The organism is Novosphingobium taihuense, assembly GCF_007830315.1.
Taxonomy (GTDB): Bacteria; Pseudomonadota; Alphaproteobacteria; order Sphingomonadales; family Sphingomonadaceae; genus Novosphingobium; species Novosphingobium taihuense.
Map to the genome: position 1 here is coordinate 12,669 of NZ_VLKJ01000004.1, position 23,939 is coordinate 36,607.

At 64.2% G+C, this 23,939-nt stretch carries 27 protein-coding genes; 9 read left to right on the forward strand and 18 right to left on the reverse strand.

What is annotated here, in order from left to right; translation table 11 throughout:
* Positions 1–3: 3 nt before the first annotated feature.
* From IQ25_RS09395 to IQ25_RS09415, 5 genes are all read right to left on the reverse strand, one after another.
* Complete coding sequence (locus IQ25_RS09395) at positions 4–1,851, reverse strand: amidohydrolase (RefSeq protein ID WP_246415509.1); 1,848 nt, start codon at positions 1,849–1,851, stop codon at positions 4–6.
* Between the two features lie 98 nt (positions 1,852–1,949).
* Positions 1,950–2,195, reverse strand: coding sequence for a DUF1427 family protein (locus IQ25_RS09400; RefSeq protein ID WP_144905130.1), 246 nt, complete (start codon positions 2,193–2,195; stop codon positions 1,950–1,952).
* 32 nt (positions 2,196–2,227) lie between these two features.
* Positions 2,228–2,905: a hydrolase gene (locus IQ25_RS09405; RefSeq protein WP_118075042.1), complete on the reverse strand. Its 678-nt coding sequence runs from the start codon at positions 2,903–2,905 to the stop codon at positions 2,228–2,230.
* A 25-nt stretch (positions 2,906–2,930) separates the two neighbouring features.
* A complete protein-coding gene (gene dps / locus IQ25_RS09410) occupies positions 2,931–3,413 on the reverse strand; it encodes a DNA starvation/stationary phase protection protein Dps (protein WP_144905132.1) in 483 nt (160 codons plus the stop codon).
* A 4-nt stretch (positions 3,414–3,417) separates the two neighbouring features.
* Entirely contained in the window at positions 3,418–4,248 is an 831-nt protein-coding gene (locus tag IQ25_RS09415; protein WP_220094540.1) for an alpha/beta fold hydrolase, read from the reverse strand.
* A gap of 328 nt (positions 4,249–4,576) precedes the next feature.
* On the opposite strand from IQ25_RS09415, the gene IQ25_RS09420 reads away from it, so the two are divergent.
* A complete protein-coding gene (locus IQ25_RS09420) occupies positions 4,577–5,212 on the forward strand; it encodes a response regulator transcription factor (RefSeq protein WP_144905136.1) in 636 nt (211 codons plus the stop codon).
* 31 nt (positions 5,213–5,243) lie between these two features.
* Entirely contained in the window at positions 5,244–8,258 is a 3,015-nt protein-coding gene (locus tag IQ25_RS09425; protein ID WP_144905137.1) for a ligand-binding sensor domain-containing protein, read from the forward strand.
* 58 nt (positions 8,259–8,316) lie between these two features.
* Here IQ25_RS09425 and IQ25_RS09430 read toward each other — a convergent pair whose 3' ends face one another.
* From IQ25_RS09430 to IQ25_RS09455, 6 genes are all read right to left on the reverse strand, one after another.
* Positions 8,317–9,234, reverse strand: a complete 918-nt coding sequence (locus tag IQ25_RS09430; RefSeq protein ID WP_144905140.1) for a LysR family transcriptional regulator — start codon at positions 9,232–9,234, stop codon at positions 8,317–8,319.
* A 152-nt stretch (positions 9,235–9,386) separates the two neighbouring features.
* Positions 9,387–9,851 (reverse strand): nuclear transport factor 2 family protein, encoded by a 465-nt coding sequence (locus IQ25_RS09435; RefSeq protein WP_144905142.1) that lies wholly within the window; start codon positions 9,849–9,851, stop codon positions 9,387–9,389.
* Between the two features lie 30 nt (positions 9,852–9,881).
* Positions 9,882–11,909: a 2Fe-2S iron-sulfur cluster-binding protein gene (locus tag IQ25_RS09440; RefSeq protein WP_144905144.1), complete on the reverse strand. Its 2,028-nt coding sequence runs from the start codon at positions 11,907–11,909 to the stop codon at positions 9,882–9,884.
* 68 nt (positions 11,910–11,977) lie between these two features.
* Positions 11,978–12,598, reverse strand: coding sequence for a glutathione S-transferase family protein (locus IQ25_RS09445; RefSeq protein WP_144905145.1), 621 nt, complete (start codon positions 12,596–12,598; stop codon positions 11,978–11,980).
* Between the two features lie 160 nt (positions 12,599–12,758).
* A complete protein-coding gene (locus tag IQ25_RS09450) occupies positions 12,759–13,211 on the reverse strand; it encodes a DoxX family protein (protein WP_144905147.1) in 453 nt (150 codons plus the stop codon).
* Positions 13,212–13,330: 119 nt separating this feature from the next.
* Positions 13,331–13,600 carry a BufA1 family periplasmic bufferin-type metallophore gene (locus IQ25_RS09455; RefSeq protein ID WP_144905149.1) on the reverse strand — a complete coding sequence of 90 codons (270 nt, stop codon included), beginning with the start codon at positions 13,598–13,600 and terminating at the stop codon, positions 13,331–13,333.
* 246 nt (positions 13,601–13,846) lie between these two features.
* Here IQ25_RS09455 and bufA2 point away from each other — a divergent pair, with 246 nt between their 5' ends.
* The 3 genes from bufA2 to IQ25_RS09470 all read left to right on the forward strand — a co-directional run bounded on the left by bufA2 (position 13,847) and on the right by IQ25_RS09470 (position 15,819).
* Entirely contained in the window at positions 13,847–14,116 is a 270-nt protein-coding gene (bufA2, locus tag IQ25_RS09460; protein ID WP_144905151.1) for a BufA2 family periplasmic bufferin-type metallophore, read from the forward strand.
* A 117-nt stretch (positions 14,117–14,233) separates the two neighbouring features.
* On the forward strand, positions 14,234–15,067 hold the full coding sequence (gene bufB, locus IQ25_RS09465) for an MNIO family bufferin maturase (RefSeq protein WP_144905153.1): 834 nt from the start codon (positions 14,234–14,236) through the stop codon (positions 15,065–15,067).
* Positions 15,064–15,819 (forward strand): HvfC/BufC N-terminal domain-containing protein, encoded by a 756-nt coding sequence (locus tag IQ25_RS09470; protein ID WP_158637716.1) that lies wholly within the window; start codon positions 15,064–15,066, stop codon positions 15,817–15,819. Before bufB ends, IQ25_RS09470 begins: the two co-directional genes overlap by 4 nt.
* A gap of 3 nt (positions 15,820–15,822) precedes the next feature.
* Here the strand turns inward: IQ25_RS09470 and IQ25_RS09475 are convergent, their stop codons facing one another.
* On the reverse strand, positions 15,823–17,085 hold the full coding sequence (locus IQ25_RS09475; protein WP_144905157.1) for an NAD(P)/FAD-dependent oxidoreductase: 1,263 nt from the start codon (positions 17,083–17,085) through the stop codon (positions 15,823–15,825).
* A gap of 107 nt (positions 17,086–17,192) precedes the next feature.
* The gene (locus IQ25_RS09480; protein WP_144905159.1) at positions 17,193–17,744 is read right to left on the reverse strand and encodes a TetR/AcrR family transcriptional regulator; all 552 of its coding nucleotides are present in this window, start codon (positions 17,742–17,744) and stop codon (positions 17,193–17,195) included.
* 154 nt (positions 17,745–17,898) lie between these two features.
* On the opposite strand from IQ25_RS09480, the gene IQ25_RS09485 reads away from it, so the two are divergent.
* Positions 17,899–18,231: a hypothetical protein gene (locus IQ25_RS09485; protein ID WP_144905161.1), complete on the forward strand. Its 333-nt coding sequence runs from the start codon at positions 17,899–17,901 to the stop codon at positions 18,229–18,231.
* Between the two features lie 104 nt (positions 18,232–18,335).
* Here the strand turns inward: IQ25_RS09485 and IQ25_RS09490 are convergent, their stop codons facing one another.
* From IQ25_RS09490 to IQ25_RS09500, 3 genes are all read right to left on the reverse strand, one after another.
* Complete coding sequence (locus tag IQ25_RS09490) at positions 18,336–18,743, reverse strand: VOC family protein (protein WP_158637717.1); 408 nt, start codon at positions 18,741–18,743, stop codon at positions 18,336–18,338.
* A 5-nt stretch (positions 18,744–18,748) separates the two neighbouring features.
* Positions 18,749–19,366, reverse strand: a complete 618-nt coding sequence (locus tag IQ25_RS09495; protein ID WP_144905164.1) for a peroxiredoxin-like family protein — start codon at positions 19,364–19,366, stop codon at positions 18,749–18,751.
* An 82-nt stretch (positions 19,367–19,448) separates the two neighbouring features.
* Positions 19,449–20,342 (reverse strand): LysR family transcriptional regulator, encoded by an 894-nt coding sequence (locus IQ25_RS09500; protein WP_158637718.1) that lies wholly within the window; start codon positions 20,340–20,342, stop codon positions 19,449–19,451.
* Between the two features lie 166 nt (positions 20,343–20,508).
* Between IQ25_RS09500 and IQ25_RS09505 the strand changes: the two genes are divergently transcribed.
* On the forward strand, positions 20,509–21,405 hold the full coding sequence (locus IQ25_RS09505; protein ID WP_144905168.1) for a LysR family transcriptional regulator: 897 nt from the start codon (positions 20,509–20,511) through the stop codon (positions 21,403–21,405).
* Positions 21,406–21,466: 61 nt separating this feature from the next.
* Here IQ25_RS09505 and IQ25_RS21355 read toward each other — a convergent pair whose 3' ends face one another.
* Complete coding sequence (locus tag IQ25_RS21355; protein WP_258537000.1) at positions 21,467–21,598, reverse strand: hypothetical protein; 132 nt, start codon at positions 21,596–21,598, stop codon at positions 21,467–21,469.
* Positions 21,599–21,825: 227 nt separating this feature from the next.
* Between IQ25_RS21355 and IQ25_RS09510 the strand changes: the two genes are divergently transcribed.
* Together IQ25_RS09510 and IQ25_RS09515 are read left to right on the forward strand one after the other, a co-directional pair.
* Complete coding sequence (locus IQ25_RS09510) at positions 21,826–22,476, forward strand: sigma factor (RefSeq protein WP_246415474.1); 651 nt, start codon at positions 21,826–21,828, stop codon at positions 22,474–22,476.
* An 89-nt stretch (positions 22,477–22,565) separates the two neighbouring features.
* Positions 22,566–22,994, forward strand: coding sequence for an OsmC family protein (locus IQ25_RS09515; RefSeq protein ID WP_144905170.1), 429 nt, complete (start codon positions 22,566–22,568; stop codon positions 22,992–22,994).
* A gap of 141 nt (positions 22,995–23,135) precedes the next feature.
* On the opposite strand, the gene IQ25_RS09520 is transcribed toward IQ25_RS09515, so the two are convergent.
* Complete coding sequence (locus tag IQ25_RS09520; protein ID WP_144905172.1) at positions 23,136–23,837, reverse strand: glutamine amidotransferase; 702 nt, start codon at positions 23,835–23,837, stop codon at positions 23,136–23,138.
* Between the last annotated feature and the right edge of the window lie 102 nt (positions 23,838–23,939).

Genomic DNA, 23,939 nt, shown 5'->3' on the forward strand with positions numbered 1-23,939 from the left:
GGATCATACTGCCCAGCAGCCGCAGCCCAGCGCACCCCAGAAGCTTTGGACGTCAGACGAGGGAACATTGGCGGCGAGCGCGGCTGCGTGGTCGTGGCCGTGGACGCTGCAGGCTGTGGCGCAGCCGCACGCGCTGGCCAGCTTTGCCGTCGTTTCCGGCTCGCGGTAGTAGCCGCCGAAGGTGCGGACGGGGGACCAGTCCGGCATCGGTGCGGGCAGGGCAGGGGCAAGCGGCCCGAAATCGCCTTCGCCATGGACGACCTTGCCGCCCAGCAGGGTGAGCACGGCGCGGATGTGCGGAATGTCCGTCTCGGGCACTGTGAAGTAGTCCGCCGACAGCAGGGCGCAGTCGGCAAGCTGGCCCGGCTTGATCTGGCCTTTCTTGCCCACTTCGCTGGAGAACCACGTGTTCTCGTGCGTCCACATCGCCAGCGCCTTCTCGCGGCTGACCCGGTTTGCACCGGGATAGAGCAAAAGACCGCCCACCGTCCGCCCGTTGACCAGCCAGGACAGCGAGACCCATGGGTTGTAGCTCGCAACGCGCGTGGCATCGGTGCCTGCACCGACCGGGATGCCCGCCGCGATCATCCGCGCGATCGGCGGGGTGCGCTCTGCTGCGCGGCGGCCATAGCGTTCGATGAAGTATTCGCCCTGATAGGCCATGCGGTGCTGCACCGCGATGCCGCCACCCAGCGCTGCGATGCGGTCGATGTTGCGCTCGCTGATCGTCTCGGCATGATCGAAGAACCAGTTGATGCCGGTGAGCGGCACGTCGCGGTTGACCTTTTCGTAGACGTCGAGCGCGCGGCCGATGGTTTCGTCGTAGGTCGCGTGCAGGCGCCACGGCCAGCGGTTTTCGGCCAGCAGACGGATCACCGGCTCGAGATCGCCTTCCATCGACGGCGGCATGTCTGGCCGCGCCACGCGGAAGTCCTCGAAGTCGGCGGCGGAATAGACGAGCATTTCGCCCGCGCCGTTGTGGCGATAGGTATCGTCGCCCTGCCCCGGCGTGACCTGCTTCACCCAGCCAGCGAAGTCGGCCAGTTCCTCCTTCGGCTTCTGCGTGAACAGGTTGTAGCTGATGCGCACGGTCAACTGGCCGTCGTCGTGCAGCTTCTCGATCACGTGGTAATCTTGTGGGTAGTTCTGGAACCCGCCGCCTGCGTCGATCACGCTGGTCACGCCGAGCGAATTGACCTCGCGCATGAAGTGGCGGGTGGAATTGATCTGGTAGTCTTCGGGCAGCTTGGGGCCCTTGGCCAGCGTCGAATAGAGGATCGTGGCGTTGGGCTGCGCCAGCAGCAGCCCGGTGGGATTGCCAGCGGCATCGCGCACGATCTCTCCGCCCGGAGGGTTCGGCGTGTCCTTGCCATAGCCCACCACGCGCAGAGCGGCAGCATTGAGCAGGGCGCGGTCATAAAGGTGGAGGATGAACACCGGCGTATCGGGGGCGACTGCATTGAGTTCGGCGAGCGTGGGCAAGCGCTTTTCGGCGAACTGGTGTTCGGTGAAGCCGCCGACGACGCGCACCCACTGCGGCGCGGGTGTACGATCGACCTGCGCTTTCAGCATCGCCATGGCATCGGCGAGCGTCGGCACGCCATCCCAGCGCAGCTCCATGTTGAAGTTCAGCCCGCCCCGGATGATGTGCATATGGCTGTCGATCAGTCCGGGGATCATGCGTCGGCCCCGGGCGTCGATCACTGCGGCATCGGGCGCTGCGGCGCGCACGTCCTGTTCTGAGCCAACCGCGAGAAAGCGTCCGTCGCGGATTGCCACGGCTTGCGCGCGGGGGTTCTCGCGGTCGAGCGTGGTGACGAGGGCGTTCACGATGATCAGGTCGTCGCGCATTGGGCTTGGCTTTCTGTCGGCGGCGCGGGCAAGGCCGGGAAGCAGGGAAAGGGCCGAGGCGCCAAGCGCCCCGGCCAGCGTATCGCGGCGGGTGGCGCTCATGGCTTTTCGTCCGGCTCAGGCGGGATGCCGGTTACCCGTTCGGCGCAGGTGGTCTTCCAGAACGAAGCAACCTCCTGCCCATGGATCACCCGTTTCGCGAGCGGGACGGCCTGTTCGCCCAGCAACATGCCGAGCAATCCCAGCAGGGCGACCGCGGGAGGGGCGGGCGATCGCGTGCCGAGCAGGCTGTAGAGGGCACCGACGAGAAGTCCGATGCCAAGGGCTGCGAGGTAGGGTTTCATGGGCAGGAGGCTCCCGATGGGCCAGTGGGAGATCAATGACCTTCGGGGTGGGGTGCTTCGTGCGGGAACGCGCCGCGCTGCGGGGCCTTGTGGACCATGGTATAGGCGTAGTCGACGCCCATGCCATAAGCGCCGAGGTGCTCGCGCACGATGTCCATCACACCGTTGTAGGTGTCGCGATGCGCCCAGTCGCGCTGGAGTTCGAGCAGGGCGTTTATGGTGGTCAGCGACTGGGCGCCTGCCTGTTCCATGCGGCGTACGGCAGCGTCATGTGCTTCCTGCGAGGTGCCGCCCGAGGCATCGGTGACGATGTAGATTTCGAAGCCTTCCTCTATCGCACAGAGCGTCGGGAACAGGAGGCAAGCCTCGGTCCAGAGCGCGGCTATGACGAGCTTCTTCTTGCCGCTGGCCTTGACCTGCGCGACGAGTTCATCGGAATCCCAGGAATTCATCGAGGTGCGCTCGATCGGCTTCTGCTGCACCACGTCGAGCAGTTCGGGCCAGATGTAACCGGAAAAGGATTCGGTCTCGACCGCGGTCAGGATGATCGGCACGTTGAACAGCTTGGCGGCCTTGGCCAGCGCCACGGTGTTGTTCTTCAGCGTCTGGCGGTCGATGCTGGTGACGCCGAACGCCATCTGCGGCTGGTGGTCGATGAAGATGAACAGCGTATCGTCGGCGTTGATCAGCTTCTGGGATCGGAAAGACATGGGCTTGCTCCTTGGGAGTGAGGGGTCAGTGGGCCTGGAGGTGGGCTTCGAGGAACCAGAGCTGCTTGTCGGTCTCGCGCGAGACCTGGGTGAACAGGTCCGCGGTATCGGCATCGCCGATCACGCCCGCCTGATCGATCGCCTCGCGCACGGCTTTGCCGAACGCGCCGAGGCTCGCCGAAAGCGCCTTGAGGTGTGCTTCCCCGCCGGTGGCTTCGAGCGGATATCCGTAGAGTGCAGTTGCCGAGGCGGTGGTGGTGACGCGACCGTCCGCGACATGGCCGAGCGTGGTGATGCGCTCGGCGAGGAGGTCGACGAACTGCTCTATCTCGTCGTGCACGGCGTCGAATAGCTGGTGCAGCTGGAGGAAGTGCGGGCCCTTGACGTTCCAGTGCGCCTGCTTGGCCTGCGCTTCCAGATCGAGGGCGTCGGACAGGCGGGCCTGCAGCAATCCGCAGGCCTGCTTGCGCACGTGGTCCGAAAGGTCGATGCGGCTGGTATAGCTCATTGCATCAGGCCTTGATGAAGGCGAGCAGGTCGGCGTTGATAACGTCCGGGTGGGTCGAAGCCATCCCGTGCGGCAGGCCCGGATAGGTCTTGAGCGTGCCCTTCTTCACCAGCTTGATCGCAAGATGCGCGGAATCCGCGATCGGCACGATCTGGTCATCCTCACCGTGCATGATCAGCACGGGGACGTCGATCTTCTTCAAGTCCTCGGTGAAGTCGGTTTCCGAGAAGGCCTTGATGCAATCGTAGTGCGCCTTGGCGCCGCCCATCATGCCTTGCCGCCACCAGTTCTGGATCAGGCCCTGGCTGACTTTCGCGCCGGGACGGTTGAAACCGTAGAATGGCCCGGTCGGCACATCGAGGAAGAACTGGGCGCGGTTGGCAACCAGCGCGGCACGGAAGCCGTCGAACACCTCGATCGGCAAGCCGCCGGGGTTTGCGGGGGTCTTCAGCATGATCGGCGGGACCGCACCAATCAGCACGGCCTTGGCGACCCGGCCCGGACGGGCACGGGCAGCGTAATGCGCTACCTCGCCACCACCGGTCGAGTGGCCCACGTGCACCGCGCCGCGCAGGTCAAGGTGATCGGTCAGCGCCGCAACATCGGCGGCATAGGTGTCCATCTCGTTGCCGGCATCGGTCTGCGTCGAACGCCCATGCCCGCGCCTGTCGTGGGCGATCACACGGTAGCCGGCCTGCAGGAAGAACATCATCTGGTTGTCCCAGTCGTCGGCGGTCAGCGGCCAGCCGTGATGGAACACGATGGGTTGCGCGTCCTTCGGCCCCCAGTCCTTGAAGAAGATCTGCGTGCCATCCTTGGTGGCGATCGTACCCATCCTGCGTTCTCCTGAAGCGGGCGTGTCCTTGGAAAGAGCGAGGGACGGCATGGCGGTGAGCGCTGCAACCGCCGATCCGACTGCAAGAAACTCGCGTCGTTCCAATGCCATGCGCGGATTCGCAGTTTCGTCTGCCATGTCGGATCCCCTTGTTACGTCACAAGGTTGATCCGCTTCGGACCTTCGCGATACACCCGGTCGGGGGAACCTCCCGCCCGCTTTCGGGTGGCTACCAACCCCCGCAGGTTCGTGATATTCTTCGCGCTGTGGCAAGCACTTGCCTCGGCTCGCGGGCTGCAGGCAGCATCTACTGGGGACGACTTTGCACATGCCGGCGGGGAACGATCACCCGATCCGCGTCCTCGTGGCGGACGATCACCCGATCCTGCGCGAAGGCGTGGCTGGGATCCTTTCGTTGCAAAAGGACATGGAAGTCGCCGCCGAGGCCGAGACCGGTGCACAGGCCGTGCAACTCTATGACGATCTGCGGCCCGATATCGTGCTGATGGACCTGCGCATGCCCGGGATGAACGGCGTCGAGGCGATCGAAAAGATCCGCAGGGCCCACCCCGAGGCTCGTATCATCGTTCTCACCACCTATTCGGGGGATGCCAAGGCCCTCGAGGCGATGCGCGCGGGCGCGGCGGGGTTCCTGCTCAAGTCGAGCCTGCGCCGCGAACTGCTCGATGCGATTCGCGCCGTCCACCGCGGCCAGCGCCATCTCCACCCGGACGTTGCGCAGGACATCGCGCTCCACGCCATCGAGGAGGCGCTTAGCCCCCGCGAAGTGGAAGTGCTCCAGATGATAGCGGGCGGGCATTCCAACAAGCAGGTTGCATGGCGGCTTGGCGTGGCAGAGGAAACCATCAAGTCCAACATCAAGAGCATCTTTGCGAAGCTGCGGGTCAGCGATCGGACTCATGCGGTGACGACGGCTGCCAAGCGGGGCATCATTGAACTCTGACCGACCGTGCACGGCAAAGGTGTGGCTGCCGGTGGCAGCTCTGCTTGCCGTCATGGTCGGCCCGGCCTCGATTGGCCAGACCTTGCCTGCCGGGTCGTCAAGTCCGCGTGATGCCGCCGGGTCGGGCGCCTTGCACGGCTTCAAGCTGCGCCATTGGTCTCTCGAGGAAGGCGCGCCGAGCCGGATCAATGCCATTACCCAGTCGCGCGACGGCTTTCTGTGGATCGGCGGGGTCGATGGGCTCGTGCGCTTCGACGGGATAACCTTCGAACGCATCGGCCCGCCCCCGACCAGTCCCAACCGCATCGTCGTCGCGCGGCTCCTCTCGGCAAGGGACGGTGCGGTGTGGATCGGGCTGGCGCGGCGCAAGGGTGTGATGGTCTGGCGCAATGGCCGGCTCGAAGATGCCCAGATGCCCAATCCCTCGCGCGAGGTGAACGACATCGCGCAAGGTCCGGATGGCGCGATCTGGGTTACGCGCGGCGGGCGGGGAACGCTGTCGCTGGCGCGCTTTGCCAACGGACGCTGGACCGAGTTCGACACATCGTCCGGCCTTCCCGCCGAGCCTGCCTGGAATCCGCTTTTCGCAAGAGACGGCACCCTCTGGCTGACGACCGAGAGCGGCGTCTATCGCAGGAATCTTGGTGCCTCACGCTTCGAGACGACCGGGATCGTCACCGTTCCGCGCGCAACGCTCGCCGAGGCGGCCGACGGGACGATCTGGCTGACCGAAAAGAGCCGCACCCGTCCCATCGCCAAGGGGGCGACGATCCTTCCGGCGCAATCTGGCTTCGCCACGCCATTCGCGATCCGGACGCTGTTTGACCGTCATGGTGCCTTCTGGGGCGCCACGTGGAGCGACGGCGCCTTCCGCGTCGATCATCTTGCACCCGGCAAGACGGCGCAGATGCTGCGGCTGGACACCGGCAACGGTCTGCTGTCCGATCCCGTGCGCGCGCTGTTCGAGGACCGCGAAGGCAATATCTGGATCGGCGGCGAGATGGGCCTCAACATGCTCCGCCGCGTGCCGATTGCGCAAGCTGCCGGTATTCCGGCCGACCCAGCGACCAACCATATGCTCGCAGTCGATCGCTCGGGCGAGGTCTATGTGGCCGATGATCATGCGCTGTTCCGGATTCCGCTGAACGGCGATCCGGTCCGGGTAGGCATGCCCACGCGCCTGATCGAGGCGATCTGCGCGGCAAATTCGGGCGGGATCTGGGTAATCGAGCGAGGCAGTGCCGTGCATGTGCGCGAGGCGCGCGTGATCCGGCGCTTTGCCATGCCGACAAGCTTTGCCGCCAACTCCTGTGGCGAGGACGAGCAGGGCCGCCTCTGGCTACCATCCTTGCAGAGAGGTCTCTGGCTCCTTCAGCGCGGCACTGCCATGGCCTATCCGCAGATCGACGGGGCAAAGGCCATTCCCGGCAACGTGGCCGTGCAGGAGAACGGTCGCGCCGCGATCCATTTCCGGGGGAAGCCGCCGCACCTGAAGGACAGCCCATTCGACGTGCTCGCCGATGGTGATGTGCCGAGCGGCGGCATAGATGGTTTGCTGCCCTTGGGCGACGCACTCTACACCAGTGGCAATCTCGGGCTCGCTGCGCCAATGCGGCCGGGGACGCCCTTGCTGTCTGCAACGCGTTATCCCTGGGCAAGTTCGCTCAACGGCATGGTCCAGACGCAGTCAGGCGATATCTGGGCAATCGGCGACGCGGGGCTTGTCCGACTGAAGTCATCGGCACTTCGCCACGCAATCGCCCACCCCGGGGCGGAAGTTGCCTATCGGCAGTTCGATTTCCGCGATGGCCTGGCAAGCTTTGCGCAGAAGTCGGCTGGCGCGCAGATCGTTGCCGGAGGCGACGGACGCATCTGGTTTGCCACCCGCAGCAACGTGTCCAGCATCGATCCGCGGATGATCTTGACCAATGACCGCCCTCCGGATGTGATCGTGCGTGGTTTCCGGACCGGTCCCGGCACGTTTTACTCGCAGGGCGCACGTCTTCCTGCCGGAACGACCAGGGTCGAGGTCGACTACACGGCGACGAGCCTCTCCGTGCCCGAGCGGGTGCGCTTCCGCTACCGTCTCGATCGCGACGGCGCAGGATGGATCTCTTCAGGCCTGCGCACGGCGGCGTTCGATGGGCTCGGCCCCGGTCGCTATCGCTTCGAGCTGCTGGCCGCCAACGAGGACGGAGTCTGGAGCAGTCAGCCTGCGGTTGCGGAGTTCACCATTGCGAGTGCGTTCCACCAGACCTGGTGGTTCCGGATCGCCGTCGTCCTGGCGGCAGGCGCGATGCTCTATGGCATCTACGAGATGCGTCTGCGGCAGGTTTCGGCGCGCATCAGAAGCCGGATGGCGGCACGCAACAGCGAGCGCGAGCGCATCGCCCGCGAATTGCACGACACTATGATCCAGGGCGTGCAGGGCCTGATCCTGCGCTTTCAGGCCGTGGCTGACAGGTTCGCCCACGATCCCGAGGCGCAGGCCGTTCTGCAACCCGCGCTCGAGCGCGCCGAGGAAATGCTGGTGGAGGGCCGCGAGCGGGTCACCGGCCTGCGCAATGAGCGCACCCGCAATCTGCATCGCGAACTCAATCGCCTGATGAAGAACGAAATCTACCCTGCAGGCCTGATTGCCCCGCTCGTGGTGCAGCGCACGCCAAGACCGATTTCGGAAAGCATGATCGACGATCTCCTTTCCGTCATCGGCGAAGCGCTCAACAATGCCGCCTGTCATTCGGGCGCGAGCCGCGTCGACGTGGGTGTCCGCTATGGTCGCTGGGAATTCTCCGCCTATGTCCGGGACAACGGGATCGGCATCAGCAACGACATGCTGGCAAAGGGTTCGCCCAAGGGGCATTTCGGCCTCCTCGGCATGCGCGAGCGGATGTTTTCCATCGGTGGCAAGCTGAGCATCGAGAGCGCCGAGGGTTTCGGCACCACGATCCGCATGACCCTGCCCGCAAAGATCGCGTACAAGCCGAAGCAGAGCAGACTCATGCAGAGGGCCATGGCCCTCTGGCGCGCGGTCCGGGGCAACTAAGGCGACAGATCTCGCTTCAGGAGTTGCCCTCCTGTCTTCTGTGACCTGATCTCAGGCGTCAGTCGGGAGCGTTTGCTGGACCGCCGTCAGGCCGCAGCCTGCTTGACCGCAGCTTGGCAACGGCCAGATCGATGAAGGCGCGGACCTTTGCTGGAGCGTGCAGGCCTTCGGGGTGGACCACATGGATCGGGAAGGGGGGCGGCTCGTGGTCTTCGAGCACGATCTGCAGCCGCCCGTCGCCAAGCGCGGCGCCGACCTGATAGTCCAGCACCCGCGTCAGCCCCCATCCGGCCAGCGCCGCGTTGATCGCCGCGTCGTTGGTGTTGCACAGCAGGGACGGCTCGACGCGCACCTTGAGATCCTCGGCGAACTGCCATTCCGGCGAGGCCCATGCGGCGGTTGAGGCCGCGATGCGGAATCGGGTCAGGTCGGCAGGTCCGGTCGGCATGCCGTGCTCGCGCAGATACTGTGGCGAGGCGACCACGACCATGCGGGCCGAGCCCACGCGCGTGGCGATCATCGAGGAATCGGCCAGATGCCCGATGCGCACTGCGAGGTCGACGCCCTCCTCGATCAGGTTCACCGGCCGGTCCACGAACAAGGTTCGGCCCGTGACCTGCGGATAGCGGTCAAGGTATTCGGTGAGGATCGGCAGCACGTACATCCGCCCGAACATCGCAGGCGCAGTGACGGTGAGCGTGCCCGATGGCGTGGCGTAGGAACCGGCGGCCATCGCCTCGGCCTCGGCGATCTCGGCGAGAATGCGCTGGCAATCGGCATAGTAGCGCGCGCCCGCTTCGGTGAGCTTTACCAGACGCGTCGAGCGAACCAGCAGCCTGGTGCCGATGTGCTCCTCGAGCGTGGCCACTGCGCGGGTCACGGCAGGCGCGCTCATGTGCAGGCGCCGTGCCGCCTCGGCAAAGCTCGAATGGCGCGCGACTTCGGCAAATATGCGCATGGATTGCCAGCGGTCCAATGGCGGTCTCCCCTATAGCACTTGCGCCAGCGTTTCCGGCAAAGTCCGCGCTCCACCGTCGAGCAGGGAACCGAGATAGTCCGGTCCCGGCTCGTGACCTCGCAAGCCTAATCTTTCGGCGATGCCTTGGCAAAGGCGTGCGAGGATACGCATCAGAAACCGAAGTGGTTGAGGCCGGGATGATCGTCGGGACGACGACCCAGCGGCCAGTGAAACTTGCGGTCCTCCTCGCGGATCGGATGCTCGTTGATGCTGCTGTGGCGCGCGCGCATCAGGCCGTCTTCGGCAAATTCCCAGTTCTCGTTGCCATAGGCGCGGAACCACTGGCCGCTGTCGTCATGGTACTCGTAGGCATAGCGCACCGCGATGCGATTGCCGGTGAAGGCCCAGAGTTCCTTGATCAGGCGGTAGTCCAGTTCGCGGTCCCACTTGCGGCGCAGGAAGGCCTCGACATGATCGCGCCCGGTGAAGAACTCGGCGCGATTTCGCCAGCGGGTGTCGGCGGTATAGGCCAGCGCGACCCGCGCGGGATCCCGGCTGTTCCAGCCATCTTCAGCCAGCCGGACCTTCTCGATGGCGCTGGCCTCATCGAACGGGGGGAGTGGTGGTCGTGTCATGGGAAATTCCTTTGCGTTCGGGATGGGGTCTCAGGCTTCGATCTGCAGGGGCTTGTCGTTCCCTTCCGCGGGGACGGCGCAGCACAGCAGGACCTCGTCGCTGGCCACTTCGGCGGATGGCGCGCGGGGATAGGCGACCGAGCCGGCGGTCAGTTTCACCTTGCACGATCCGCACGAGCCGCTGCGGCAGCCGAATTCGGGCTTGAGCCCGCGCGCTTCGGCAAGTTCAAGCAGGGAGCCATCGCCGGGCTTCCAGCGCGCTTCCTTGAGCGAGGTTGTGAACAGCACGGGGACGGGCGTCGTGGCGGGCTGCGCAGCAGGCATCGCTTCGCGTGTGGCATCACTCTTTCGCTGCAGAGATGATGGGCCGAAAGCTTCGGCATGGATGCGATGGTCGGGCACGTTGGCACTACGAAGGGCATCGTAGATCGCCTGCATGAAGCCTTCGGGCCCGCATAGGTAGAAGTCGTGGTCCCCGAACGGGAGCACGCTGGAAAGGAGCGCAAGGTCGATGCGTCCAGCCACGTCGTAGTCGGCCGCTGCTCTCGCTCCGGTCGCATCGCCCAGCACGCGCACCACGCGGACCCGGTCGGCGAATGCCGCCAGTTCGTTGGTGAAGGCGCGCTCGGGGAGCGAACGTGCGGACTGGATCAGCACAGCAGGGCGAGACGGCGTGCCGTCTGCGCGCTGCCCGACCAGTTCACGTAGCATCGAGATCATTGGCGTGATGCCGATCCCGGCTCCGATGAGCACGGCGAGGCGTGGTGCATCGGGTTCGATGACGAAGCTTCCCGCAGGTGCGCGCGCTTCGATCAGATCGCCCTCGTGCACATGATCGTGAAGCCAGGTCGAGACCTTGCCTTCCCGCTTCACACTGATGCGGTAGAGCGGATCGGATGGCGCGGACGAGAGCGTGTAGGTGCGTACGGACGGCGTGTCCTCACCCGCCAGCCGGACGCGGATCGGCAGATGCTGACCGGCCTTGTGCTGCCATCCGAGATCGGTCGACACGGGGCGCAGGTGGAACGAGCGGATGCTGGCGCTTTCCGCAACGATGCGTTCGACGCGCAGTTGATGCCAGTTTGAAGGTGCCTGCCATTGTCCGGTTGCCAGCGCGTTCGGCGACCAGCCATTTTCGCGGAAGCTCCAGCGCAGGGCAAGCGCCCCCGAACGGCGCACGATCCGATGCGGCACGAATGTCCACAGCCGTTCCGCCCCTGCAAAGGTGGCGATTTCGGGGGAATCGAGGATGACTTCGGCTTTCCCGGACATTTGCAGCATGTCCCCGCTTTCGAAGTCGATGAAGACGAGGCCCGCCTGCCCGTTGAGCAGGACGTTGCCGAGCGTTGCGAAGAACAGGTTGCCCGAGAAATCGGGGATGGTCAGCTTGCCCTCGGCATCGACCCGCACAAAGCCTGGCTTGCCGCCTCGATGGGAGACATCGACCTGCCGCCCGGTATCGGGCCGGTCTGCGTAGGAGGCAACGAAGAAGGTGTCGGCACCGGCGATCATGGCGCGAGCAGGGCGATCAAGCGCGGGCAGTTCCTCCGGCGCCTTTGCTGGCGGTGCGGAAGGCGCGCGGGACAAGGTGGCGTCGCGCAACTGGATGTATTGCGGACAATTGCCGAAGCTCTGGCCTACCTCCAGCACAGGTGCGCCGCTGGCCGCCATCCGCAAGGTACCGTTGACCCGGTTGCGTCGGCGGCTGTGCAGTTCGATACCCAGCAGGCCGAGCGCGGCCCCGTCGTCAATGCCGCCAAGCGCCGGATCGTCTGCGTGCGGCAGGGCGCCGAACGAGAGGTGCGCGGGATCGGGAGAGGACAGGAAGCCGGGCTCGCCTTCCACGACTGTCGCCCAGGCTGCACCGCCAGTATCGACGCTGCCGAGGATCACGAAGGGCAGCTGCGAATAGAACGTGCGGTGCTGATCGGGCATGAAGGGCCGGATCACGCGGGCACCAAGTTCTGCCATGCGATCGACAACTCCGACATGCGCCTGGATCGCGCGTTCGCCTTCGTGCCAGATCGGGTTGGTGTCTGGATGGTCGTTCCTGTCCATGACGTCCTCCATAGCGGGTTGGCCGGTGGCTCGCTGGCGGGGGGTAACCGCGAGCCACCGGCGTTGCCTCAGGCCGCGGCGCGCAGGCCTGCGGCTGTCTGGACGAAGGGCACGAAGCCCGGCAGGCCTTCGATGCGTGCCAGGAGCGCCCGGACCCTGGGATAGGAGTCGAGGTCCACGTTGCCTTCGGGAGCGCTCGAGAGGTAGCTGTAGAGCGCAACGTCGGCGATGGTGGGTGCCGTGCCTTCCAGCCACTCACGATGTTCGAGGTGGCGTTCGAGATTGGCGAGCAGGGCATGGGCCCGGGTAATCACTTCCTGCGGATTGTGGCGCGAACCGAACACGGTCACCAGCCGGGCAGCCGCGGGGCCATAGGCCAGTTCGCCCGCTGCGACGGAAAGCCAGCGCTGGACAGCCGCGAGGCCGGCAGGGTCTTCCGGCAGCCAGTCAGTGCGGCCGTGCTTGCTGGCGAGATAGACGAGAATGGCGTTGGAGTCCGAGACCACGGTGCCGTCGTCATCGACCAGCACCGGGACCTGGCCCAGCGGGTTGAGCGAAAGGAAGGCAGGCTGCTTGTGCTCGCCCGCAAGGAGATCGACCTCGACGAGTTCGGCATCGAGGCCGAGCAGCGATACGAAAAGACGGGCGCGATGGGCATGGCCCGAAAGCGGGTGATAGTACAGCTTCATGGGGGTGCTCCTGATTGAACCGGGACCGCGTTTGGCCCGCACAGGAACAATGCTCCGTCAGCACCCTTGCGATAACGCGCATTCGCCGCATGGCATCATTGCTTGGAGCGTAATGGTCGCGCTGTACTCTGGTTCACCGGAGCGAGCTGTCAGGAGGTCGTCAGCCAGCCGCGCGGTTGCGGGCGATCAGAGCATCGACCGAAAAGGCACCGGCCCCCTTCGCGATGACTGGCAGCAAGAGGCCAGCCCAGCTGAGATGGGTTGACCACGCATCGGGATAGACGAAGACTTCGATCACGGTCGTCATGCCAAGCAGGCCAAGCGCTGCAAACCGCGACCCGAGACCGATCACGAGCAGGATCGGCAAGATGTGCTCGGCGTAAGTCGCTGCGTGGGCGGCGATCTGGGGCGGGACCAGCGGCAGGGCGTAGTCGGTCTCGAACAGGTAATAGGTGCTGTCGGTGATGGTCAGCAGGCCTTCAACCTTGGTACGGCCCGACAGGAAGAACACCGAAGCAATACCAAGGCGCATGACCAGCAGGAGGACGCTGTCGGGAAGGAGGCGTGCGGACAGAGCGCACAGGCGTTCGTACTGGCTGCGGATCGCTGTCATCGCAATGGTTTCCGTTTGAATTGTGCTTTGTTCGGCGGGGTGAGGCTCGACGGGGCGGGGGGAGATGAGGGACCCCGCCCCGGAACGCTTCAGCGCCTGAGGAAATCAGGCCGAAGCATTCATGGCCGCGGCGTGAGGGAGCCGTTGCCCTTGGGCGTCTTGGTGGCGATGCAGGTGCCTGCCTTGACCAGTTTCCAGGCATTGCCCTGATAATCGACCTTGGAGGTTCCGGCGCAGCTGGTGCCGGGGCCTGCGGCGCAATCGTTCTTGCCGGCCTTCGCGATGCCGTAGCACTTTTCCATGGCGGGCTTGCCGTCGGCCGCATGGGCCGCGCCGGCGATCAGACCGGCTGCAAGGGAAGCGGCGAGGGCTGCTGATGTCAGTTTCATGATGAGTTACCTTTCCGTGTGCATTGTCGATGTTGCGGGAGATGCCTGATGCCCTCGTCAATCCGGGGCGAGCGGTCTCTGCAGCCAGGTTCGCTCTGCAAGGCGAGAAGGTTACGACCCTTGCGATTTTTTGCTGGGGTGTCCGTCTTGCGCGTGAAATCGGAGAAAGTTGAGGGTCGGATGTAACCGCGGGACAGCGACCCGCGAACCAACCAATGCCACCCCGGCATCACTGGAGAAGATGACATGACCTCGATCAAGACCAGCTTCGCGCTTGCCGCCAACGCCGCCATCGTCGCCGCCGCCATCGCTGCGCTCCCCGCCCCCGTGCTTGCCGCCAAGGCGAAAGCCGAAGTCGTCCACTGCTATGGCGTGAACACCTGCAAGGGGACTTCGGACTGCGCCACGGCCAGCAACCAGTGCAAGGGCCAGAACAGCTGCAAGGGGCAGGGCTTCAAGGCGCTGACCGAGAAGCAGTGCGCTGCGCAGGGCGGAAGCCTGACCGAGCCCAAGTAAGTCCCGGCCCGAGTAGACTCCGGCCTGCCTGATGCCAGGGCGTCGTGCGCCCTGACCCCTCGCGACACGCATCGCCCTGGCATCCTTCTTTCCCGACATGAACGGATGAATCGCACGATGACCTCTTCCCTCTCCGGCTTCGGTCTCGGTATGCGGCGTGAGCATTACGCTGCCTACGTCGACGGATCGGCGAAAGTCGATTTCATCGAGGTCATCTCGGAAAACTTCATGGTCGAGGGCGGACGCCCGCTCGACACGCTTTTCAAGGCGCGATCCAACTATCCGCTGGCGCTCCATGGCGTGTCGCTCTCGGTCGGCTCTGCCGATGGCGTGCGCAGCGACTATCTCGAGCGCCTGCGCCAGCTTGTCGATCTGATGGAGCCGGCCGTGGTTTCCGATCACCTGTGCTGGACCCGGATCGGCAACTTCAATTCGCACGATCTCCTGCCCTTGCCGATGACCGAGGAGGCTCTGCAGGTGGTCTGCGCAAACATCGGGCGTGCGCAGGATGCCCTCGGCCGCGCGATGCTGTTCGAAAATCCGTCGAGCTACATCGCCTTTCCCGGCGCGATGACGGAATGGGAGTTCCTGGCGGAAATGGTGAGCCGGACCGGTTGCAGGCTGCTGCTCGACGTGAACAACATCCACGTCAGTGCCACCAATCACGGCTTCGATCCGATCGCCTATCTCGACGGCGTGCCATGGCGCGCGGTGGGGCAGGTCCATCTGGCTGGTCACAGCGTTGGCCAGACCATGCTGATCGATACGCACGACCAGCCCGTCCCCGAGTGCGTTTGGCAACTCTATGCGGCCGCACTTCGGCGTGCGGGCGATCTGCCGACGATGATCGAGCGTGACGACAACATCCCCGACCTGGCAGAACTGATCGGGGAGCTCGACACTGCCCGCGAATTGCATGCGGAGACCCTTGCCTTCGAGGCGGCGGCGTGACCGTGCTAGGCGCATCGCTGCACAGCCTGCAGCAGGACTTCGCCAGTTGGCTCGTCACCGCTGACGAGGCCGCGGCAATGCGGCTCGGCCGCGCTGACGGCCTCGCCATCTACCAGAACAACTATCGCGTTTCGCTGATGACGAGTCTGGAAGCAGGCTTCGAGCAAGTCCATTCATGGCTGGGGGACGAGGCCTTTGCCCGGGCGGCCGCCCATTTCATCGACGCATATCCGCCGCACGGCTGGACTCTCGATGCCTACGGCGCGGATTTCGCTACCACTCTGGCAAGCCTCTATCCGCAAGACCCCGAAGTCGCCGATCTTGCCCGGATCGACTGGGCGGTGGGGCAGGCTTTCGTTGCAGGCAATGCCGATCCTGCAGGAGCCGATGTCCTGACTGAGGTGGATTGGGACGTTGCACGGATAGCACTCGTGCCGTCGATGTTGATGGTCGAGGTCGGCAGCAATGCCGATAAGATCTGGCTGGCGCTGGCGGGCGAGGGCGAGGTGCCTGCGCCTTGTGCTCTGCCCGAACGGGCGACGCTTTTCGTATGGCGTCAGGGATTTGAGTCGGTGATGCGCCGTGCGGAGCCAGTGGAAGTGCGCATTGCCGAATGCAGCCGAGACGGTTTCACGTTTGCGCAATGCTGCGAGGATCTGGCGCGGGACATGGGCGAGGAAGCCGCTGTCGAACAGGCGGGCGGCGTGCTCGGGCAGTGGATTGCGGAAGGGCTGGTGGCCGGTCTTTCCTGACGGCTACCGTCCGCCACTCTCCAGTTCGCCGGTGATCAGGCGGGCGCCGCGTTCGAAGGTCAGGTAATTCCAGATCCAGCTGATCGTCACCGAGATGCGGTTGCGCAGGCCGTTAAGATACCACACGTGGGCAAGGCACCAGACCAGCCAGGCCGTATGGCCCGAGAGCTTTACGCCGCCGATGCTGCACACAGCCCTCGCCCTGCCGATCGTCGCCATCTGGCCGTAGTCCCGGTAGCGGAAAGGTTCGACGGTCTGACCGTGCAGTTGTGCCAGTATTGCTTGCGCGGCATAGCGTCCCTGCTGCTTCGCCGCAGGGGCTACTCCGGGAATCTCGCGACCGGTCGCATCAATGCAGCGCGCGGTATCGCCGATCACGAAGATGTCGTGCGATCCCTTGGCCTTGAGCATGGAGTCCACTTCCACCCTGCCGCTACGGTCCGGCTTGCAGGTCAGCCAGTGCGCGGCGGGCGAGGCCATTACCCCTGCGGCCCAGACCACGGTGTGTGTGGGGATGAACTCGCCGCTGACACTGACGCCAGACGAGGTGACCTGCTCGACATTGCCGCCAAGGCGGACGCTGACGCCAAGGTGCTCCAGTGCCCTGCGGGCGTCTGCCGACAACTTTTCTGGGAATGACGGCAGAAGGCGGTTCCCCTTCTGCAACAGCCAAACCTTGGAGCAGTGCGGGGTGATGTGGCGGAAGTCCTTGCTGACTGACTGGCGCGCAAGTTCGGCGATGGCGCCTGCCATTTCCACACCCGTCGGCCCGCCGCCGATGACGACGAAGGTCAACAGAGCGTCGCGGGTGGACTTGTCGAGTTCGGTCTCGGCCCTTTCCAGCGCGATCAGCACGCGGCGGCGCACGGCGGTAGCGTCATCGATGGTCTTGATCCCGGGCGCGTGGGGAGCCCATTCATCCTTGCCGAAATAGCTGTGCTGCGCGCCGGTTGCGATGATCAGCCAGTCGTACTGTAGCGGGCGACCGTTGCGGGTATGGACAATTCGCTGGAGGCGATCGATCCGGCACACCTCGTCAAGCAGAACCCGCGTGTTCTTCTGGTCGCGCAGGATCGACCGGATGGAGCCTGCGATATCCGCCGGGGAAAGCCCCGCGGTCGCGACCTGGTAGAGCAGCGGCTGGAACAGGTGATGGTTGCGTCGGTCGATGACGGTCACGTCGATGGGGGCATCGGCTAGGGCGCGAGCGGCGGCAAGGCCGCCAAATCCGGCACCAACGATCACGACATGAGGGCGATTGGCCATGGTCCGGCTCCGTCTTCAAGTGAACAATGTGCATTGCACGCACATCATTCGCTGCAGCCGAGCGAAGCGTTACAACTGTTGCTGGCGTGGCTGCCGACTGGCCGAAATCACTTGCAGAAAAGCAGCCCGGCCACATCGGCCGCGCGTGTTGCCGCATCGCCGCCAGCGCAGATGTCGATCAGGGCCAGCCCATCGACGAAAGCCAGAATGGCCAGGGTAGTGGCATCGCGCCGTTCGTCGTCGGGCAGATCCAGCCGGGGCATGAGCCATTGGCGGAAACCCTCGAGGATACCGGCAGCAATCGTCTTGAATGGCTCCTCCCGCCGCGCTGCTGCCACCACTTCGACCCACATGCGCATGACGGGGCGCAGGTCTTCCTGCGTGGTCAATGCGGCAAGTCGCGACATGAGGACCGCGGGTTTCAGGCATGTCCCTTCGGGCACGAGCTCTTCAAGCCGGGTGGCAAGCTGGCCTGCGGCGCGCTCCAGAGCCGAGGCCAGAACGCTCGCCTTGTCGGGGAAGTAATAGAGCAGCATCCGGTCGCTGACCTGCGCTGCCTCGGCCAGTTGGCGCAGGCTGATCCGGGTCAGACCGGTTTCGAGCAGGTGCGCGGCCAGCAGCGCTACCACTTTCTCGCGCTGCTGATCCCGAATGGTCATTTCGCCTCTTGTAGCACTCGCTACATCCCGATGCCGTGTAGCGGTCGCTACAGAATCGCGTGCAGTACGGTCAAGCTCCATCGGCCCTGCGAGCCTTTGGCTGTACTGCTATGCCGGATTATGGACCGGGAGCAAGGCCATGTAGGTTATCAAGGTGTTTCTGATTGTCTGGCTGATCGTGATGATCGGCTACACCTCTGTGGTCGTCGTCGGCCTCGGTCCGGATTTCCTCAAGCCGTTTCAGAAAATTGTCGAGGACAAGGGCTGGCCCGGCCAGTTCGGCCTAGACCTGCTGGGCTTCCTGCTCTTGACTGCGTTCTGGATCGGCTGGCGCCATGGCTCCGGCCTGACGGGCACAACTCTCGCGCTGGTCGTCGTCTCGGGTGGGATGATTGGCGTGTCGATCTACCTGCTCATTGCGATTGCGCGCTGTCGCGGAGACATCCGCAGCCTTCTCCTGGGTCAGGATCGGGCAAGAGATGCCTGACTCTGCGAACCAGTAGAGACCGGCGGAACCGCTTCATCTTGAACCGCTTGCGGCAGGCAAGCCGTCCTCAAAGAGCAAAGGCACGCTCCGTGAGCGTCGGCAGATTATTCAACCGGGGGAACGCCGGGAGGATACCAGGACACCTCGATCCGCAAGCCGTCGGGATCTGGCAGGAAGACGGCCATGGTGCCGTCAGGAAAGCGCTGGAGCCGCGCGACATGACCGGCCTCGGATACCATGGCCGCCAGCGCTTCGACGAAAGCCGCGTCGGGGGCAGTGAAGCCGAAGTGATTCAGGCCGGGGCCATATCGCTCATATTCGCGCGTCTCCCGCTTCGCGCCGCGCAACTGGATGTGGAGGCCCAGTGCATTTCGCCAGATGTCCTTGCCATGTTTCGAAAAGCCCAGATGCGGCAGCACCAGATCATAGAATGCGCGCGAGCCATCGGGATCACGTGCCAAGATGGTCAGGTGATCGAGGGGCAGAGCGTCTGCGGTTGTCTCGCTATCCACTTGCGCTACCCCTTCGCAGGCACAGCCAATGCGCGGATCATGTCATCGGGCTTTGCCCGGATGCGGAAATCCGGCTCGACGTGTGCAGCGCGAACGACGCCATCGCGATCGAGTGCAAATGTCGCCGGGATCGGCAGAATCCCCGCAGCCGATCCATATATCGCGGCAAGGTCGACGCCATCGGCCTTGTACTGGTCAATGAATGCCTGGCCGAGGTGGAAGGCAAGGCCAAGCGAAAGCGACAATCCATGGTCGACATCGCAAAGCAGGGTGAATTCCGGGGAGACGCTGCTGCGGATGGCCTTGGCCGCGCCGCCCGTTTCGGGCGTTATGCAGATCAGGGTCGTACCCGCGGCCTGCAGTGCCGGAATCGCGTTCTTCCAGGATGCCAGTTCCTCCTGGCAATAAGGACACCATTGTCCGCGAATGAAGCTGATCACGACCGGTCCTCGCGCAAGCACTTGCGACAGGTCGCACAGAACACCTCGCTCGTCCGGCAGCCGGAATGCCGGAAAGACGCTGCCCTCGCGCGGGGCATCGTGACCGGCACGCCGCCTGTGCAGGTCGGCGACGAGCGTCCCGATCAGGCGGTCGTAGATTGTATCGGGATCGTGCTTCGTCATCTTACGGTGTTACCATGGCCGGGCCGGGAGAAAAATCGTACCGGTGTGAATGTGTTCGATGCCTGAGCGCTATCGGCTGCAGCTATCCATTGGGGCCGGATGGTGCCCTGTCCCAATCCCGTGCCCGGCACGATCGCAGAAACGCATCCGACCCTATCGATCGTCGCCGCCCGACGACCGCAGCCGCCACGAAAGAGATCTCGCAACCAGGCACTCTTATCGGCGAGGCCACCAGTGGATCGGGCAGGATTCCGCGCGGCAACCAGCCACAGCCGAGCCCTGCGAGCACCAGTTGCCGCACCATGCCTGGATTGCGCGCGTGATGGCGGACCGAAATGGCAGCCCCGTGCCGGCCAGCGAACGCGGCCAGCGCTGCACAACCATCACCGGCGAAATCGATCCACGTCTCCGCCTCTATCTCGGAAGGCGCAATGCTGTCTCTCCGGGCGAACGAATGGTCCTGCGCCAGCGCGATGCAGAAACTGTCCTCGTACAGCGCCCAGTGATCGAACCGTTCGGGCGGGATAGCGCCAAGCGAGATGATGACCACATCAAGCTTTCCGGCCACCGCAGCCTCGACCAGTTGCGGCTCGGGGCCGGATTCAATCTCGATCTCGATCCCGCTCAAACGCTCGCTCAGGTCACGCAGGACCATGACCAAATCGTCGTCGGGCACAAGATGGCTGATCCCGATGGACAGCGGGGCCACTTCAGCGCGCGCCATGTCGCGCGCCAGTTGGCGTGCCGCCTGCGCGGCATCGTAGGTGCGCTGCAGGTGGGGCAGCATGGCCTTGCCGAGTTCGGTGAGGTGCGTGCGGGCGCGTTCGCGGCGAAACAGGGGACCACCGAACTCGTCTTCCAGTTTCAGGATCGCCTTCGTCAGCGATGGCTGCGAAACGTTGCACTCGATTGCCGCCCGCGTAAAATTGAGCAGGCGTGCAGCCGCCAGAAAATAGCGGACCTGATGCATTTCCATTCGAGTGTCATCCACGTCGGCGAGCCGGCCCGGCGAACAAGGTTCTTGCCTGCATCGGTGATAGGCGCAAGCCATGCGGACGCATATGACCTATTTGTTCCACGCATCGCCCGGCATTTCGCGTCGCTCCACCGTCCGCTAGTCTTGCCATTGGGAGGCCTTGGTGATGAACGAGTTTGCCACTTGGATGAAAACCTATGTCACGGTTTCCGACCTCGAGAGCTTCTCGAGAGCGGCGGACGTGCTGGGCATCACCCAGTCGACAGTGTCGCGTCAGATCAACGCGTTGGAGAAGCATCTCGGGGCCAGCCTGTTGAAGCGCACCACGCGTTCCTTCGCGCTCACGGTCGAGGGTGTATCGTTCTACGACGCGGCGCTGCGAGCGCTTGCGGCTATCGACGAAGCAGAGGCCGCGGTGCGCAGTCCCGAAGCGCTGTCGGGCGTTGTCCGCCTGACTGCGCCGCTGACGCTCGCGCGGGCACGGATCATTCCCTATCTCGCGCAGTTCCAGCGGGCGCATCCCGACCTTCACATCGAGGTCCAGCTCTCGGATCATGCGCTCAACCTCGTGGCTGATCGTCTGGACTTTGCCATCCGCGTTGGAGAAATCGGCGACAGTCGCAACCGCGCCCGCAAGGTCGGCACTGCAAGGCGTGTCGCAGTTGCCTCGCCCGATTATCTCGAGCGGGCAGGCGTGCCGCAAACTCCGGCTGATCTGCGGTCCCACAACTGCATCGCGTTCGCCCTGCTCAGTACCGGCAACACGTGGCAGTTTGCAGGACACGACCCTGTCAGCATTTCTGGCAGTTTCCGTACCGACAGTTCCGATGCGCTACGCTCGGCGGCTCTTTGCGGGCTGGGCATAGCGGTCAACGCTCGGTGGCTGTTCGAGGAAGATCTCGCGGCCGGGCGGCTGGTCGAGTTGTTGGCTGACTATCCCCCGGTCGACATGCCGATCAGCATCGTCCTTCCCCCATCACGTTACACCGCTACGCGCGTGCGGGCGCTGGTCGATCACATTGCGTCGTGCATCCAGGCCGACCCGCTCCTGCGCAGTGATTGACGCACAGGCCGCGCGAGCCGGGGCGAGGCAGTCCGAAATCCACTCGACAACGGTACACCCTTCAGCCTGCCATCATTGCCATGCCGGTGAGGGTGGCAACAAGAACCGCAAGGCCGACCATTGCGAAGCCGAAACCGGTACCTAGCAGCGCTGCGATTCCCGATTTGTCGGGTGAACTGACTGGTTCGTGCATCATCGATCTCCTGAAGGCTGAGACCGGCAACAGCGCCGGCTCCAGATGCAGTTCGTACGCAACGCACTCATGGTTACCGCGCTCATGTGAGCGTGAGCAAGTTTCTGAAAATCATCAATAAAATCTGATCTATTCCGTTTGGGCATGGATATTATAGCCGCCTGATACGTGGGCAGGCCACTGCGTCTGGGTCACTTTCCAATCCGTGAGAAGGGTTGGAGGGAACGATGCAAACGCAGAATTTCACGCAGGCCGGTGCTTGGACGGGCGCACGGTCGGCAGGACAGGCGGCAGGCGCGATCGCAGTGCGGCGCGCCGGTACGACGGCGGCTGGAGCCCATCGCGGCGGATTTGACTGGGATGGCGCCATGGCGGCGAGCCTTGCCGGGGATGCCGCTGCCTACCACATGCTGCTTGCCCGTTCGGCAAGGTGGCTGCGGCAGTACTATGCGCGCCGCCTGCCGTATGACACGATCGACGATGTCGTGCAGGAGACGCTTCTGGCCGTGCATAGCCGGAAGGCCAGCTTCATCCCCGGCAGGCCATACCTGCCTTGGCTTGCAGCAATCGCCCGGTACAAGTGGGTCGATGCCATCCGCAGCGGCAAGCGCCAACCGACCGAGGAGCTTGTCGAGGTGCCAACCGGGAGCCATGAGGACAGCGTGCTGGCCGCCTTCGGACTACATGGACTGATGAGCAACTTGCGCGCGGCGCAGGCCGAAGCAATCCGCCTCGTCAAGATCGAGGGCTGTTCGATCCTGGAAGCGTCGCGTATTTCAGGGCAGTCGGAGTCCTTGGTCAAGGTCAACATCCATCGCGGCCTGATTGCGCTGCGGCGCCTGCTCAATGCGGACGTTGTCGGGCCCCGGATGGCGTGAAGACGGCGGCCATGGTGCGGTCAGAAACTCTTGGCCGCATCCGGCGTTTAACGAGCGATCGCAGCTCCGCAATCTGGAAGGAATGAACCATGAAGATCCGCAGGACAGGCTCGGCCCATTGGGAAGGCGGGCTCAAGGACGGCAAGGGTGCCATCACCACCGCCAGCGGTGCGCTTTCAGGGTATCCCTATGGCTTTGCCAGCCGCTTCGAAGGTGTGGCGGGTTCGAACCCGGAGGAACTGCTTGGGGCGGCCCATGCCGCCTGTTTCACCATGGCGTTGTCGCTGGTTCTTGCCGAGGCTGGCCTCACGGCTACGGCACTCGATACCACGGCGGTGGTGACGCTGGAACAGGGCGAAACCGGGTATTTCATCCCGACCGTCGAACTGACGTTGCGCGCGAGCATTCCGGGTGCAGATGATGCGACATTCCAGAAAGCGGCGGCCACCGCCAAAGCCAATTGCCCGCTATCCAAGGTGTTGAACGCCGAGATTTCACTAGACGCGGCGTTGGTCTGAGTCGGCCTGGCCAAACCCCGGCGTTGCTGCATGGCAGCACCGGGGTGACGCCATGGGTTGCGGAAAGAGGTTTCCATTTCGACGACATGTTTAACGCCGTGACGCTTGCCTGAGCGAAGCGTGGCGCCCTGGCAGAGACCCTTAGCGCTCCAGTCCGGCAATCCATTCAGCAATCATTGCGCGGCCGGCAGCGACAGCCGTCGGCCCGTGCAACGCGTGAGCGCGGCGCAGATCTTCTTCTGTACCGCCTGCTTCCAGAACGGATTCCGGCCATGTCTCGATCCATTGATGGAAGCGCTCATCCTCGCCCATCTCTGCGTGGAATTGCAGTGCCAGAAGATTGCGTCCACGGCGAAAAGCCTGATGATCATAGAGATGGCTCGAGGCCAGCAACTCGACGTTCTCCGGCAAGGTGAAGGTATCGCCATGCCAGTGCAGCACCGGGACATCGACGATATGCCGCAAAGGGTTGGACGGCACTTCGCCGCGCACGGCAACGGGATGGAAACCGACTTCCTTCACGGGACCCGGATACACGTCAGCGCCCAATGCCGCTGCAATCATCTGTGCGCCGAAGCAAACGCCGATCGTCGGAAGATCAGCGGCCAGTCGGCTCTGGAGTCGGCGTAGCTGGCAGGATATCCAGGGAAACTGCTCCTGTTCGTAAACGCCCATCGGGCCACCCATCATGATCAAAAGATCATGCTGGCAAAGGTCCAGCGCTGCAAAGGACGGGTCGGTCACGTCGATCCGGTCTACAAGATAGCCCGCCGCTTCAATCGGTTCACGAAAGCCGGCGACGCCTTCGCGCGGCACATGCCGGATGATCAGCGCGCGCTTCATATGCCGGTCTCAGGGGAGAGACACGAAGCCAGACGCTCCAATTCAGCGAAAGCAGAAACCGCGTTTTGCATGGCGTTGTCCGGAATACCTGGCGTCAGTCAG

Excerpts from the sequence above, each read along its gene's own strand:
- IQ25_RS21355 (WP_258537000.1), bottom strand. The coding sequence starts at position 21,598 with ATGCACGAACCAGTCAGTTCACCCGACAAATCGGGAATCGCAGCGCTG.
- IQ25_RS09505 (WP_144905168.1), top strand. The coding sequence starts at position 20,509 with ATGAACGAGTTTGCCACTTGGATGAAAACCTATGTCACGGTTTCCGAC.
- IQ25_RS09445 (WP_144905145.1), bottom strand. The coding sequence starts at position 12,598 with ATGAAGCTGTACTATCACCCGCTTTCGGGCCATGCCCATCGCGCCCGT.
- IQ25_RS09405 (WP_118075042.1), bottom strand. The coding sequence starts at position 2,905 with ATGTCTTTCCGATCCCAGAAGCTGATCAACGCCGACGATACGCTGTTC.
- IQ25_RS09520 (WP_144905172.1), bottom strand. The coding sequence starts at position 23,837 with ATGAAGCGCGCGCTGATCATCCGGCATGTGCCGCGCGAAGGCGTCGCC.
- IQ25_RS09475 (WP_144905157.1), bottom strand. The coding sequence starts at position 17,085 with ATGGCCAATCGCCCTCATGTCGTGATCGTTGGTGCCGGATTTGGCGGC.
- IQ25_RS09400 (WP_144905130.1), bottom strand. The coding sequence starts at position 2,195 with ATGAAACCCTACCTCGCAGCCCTTGGCATCGGACTTCTCGTCGGTGCC.
- IQ25_RS09440 (WP_144905144.1), bottom strand. The coding sequence starts at position 11,909 with ATGGACAGGAACGACCATCCAGACACCAACCCGATCTGGCACGAAGGC.
- IQ25_RS09395 (WP_246415509.1), bottom strand. The coding sequence starts at position 1,851 with ATGCGCGACGACCTGATCATCGTGAACGCCCTCGTCACCACGCTCGAC.
- bufB (WP_144905153.1), top strand. The coding sequence starts at position 14,234 with ATGACCTCTTCCCTCTCCGGCTTCGGTCTCGGTATGCGGCGTGAGCAT.
- IQ25_RS09435 (WP_144905142.1), bottom strand. The coding sequence starts at position 9,851 with ATGACACGACCACCACTCCCCCCGTTCGATGAGGCCAGCGCCATCGAG.
- IQ25_RS09510 (WP_246415474.1), top strand. The coding sequence starts at position 21,826 with ATGCAAACGCAGAATTTCACGCAGGCCGGTGCTTGGACGGGCGCACGG.
- dps (WP_144905132.1), bottom strand. The coding sequence starts at position 3,413 with ATGAGCTATACCAGCCGCATCGACCTTTCGGACCACGTGCGCAAGCAG.
- IQ25_RS09495 (WP_144905164.1), bottom strand. The coding sequence starts at position 19,366 with ATGACGAAGCACGATCCCGATACAATCTACGACCGCCTGATCGGGACG.
- IQ25_RS09480 (WP_144905159.1), bottom strand. The coding sequence starts at position 17,744 with ATGACCATTCGGGATCAGCAGCGCGAGAAAGTGGTAGCGCTGCTGGCC.
- IQ25_RS09455 (WP_144905149.1), bottom strand. The coding sequence starts at position 13,600 with ATGAAACTGACATCAGCAGCCCTCGCCGCTTCCCTTGCAGCCGGTCTG.
- IQ25_RS09450 (WP_144905147.1), bottom strand. The coding sequence starts at position 13,211 with ATGACAGCGATCCGCAGCCAGTACGAACGCCTGTGCGCTCTGTCCGCA.
- IQ25_RS09415 (WP_220094540.1), bottom strand. The coding sequence starts at position 4,248 with ATGGGTACGATCGCCACCAAGGATGGCACGCAGATCTTCTTCAAGGAC.
- bufA2 (WP_144905151.1), top strand. The coding sequence starts at position 13,847 with ATGACCTCGATCAAGACCAGCTTCGCGCTTGCCGCCAACGCCGCCATC.
- IQ25_RS09515 (WP_144905170.1), top strand. The coding sequence starts at position 22,566 with ATGAAGATCCGCAGGACAGGCTCGGCCCATTGGGAAGGCGGGCTCAAG.
- IQ25_RS09420 (WP_144905136.1), top strand. The coding sequence starts at position 4,577 with ATGCCGGCGGGGAACGATCACCCGATCCGCGTCCTCGTGGCGGACGAT.
- IQ25_RS09500 (WP_158637718.1), bottom strand. The coding sequence starts at position 20,342 with ATGGAAATGCATCAGGTCCGCTATTTTCTGGCGGCTGCACGCCTGCTC.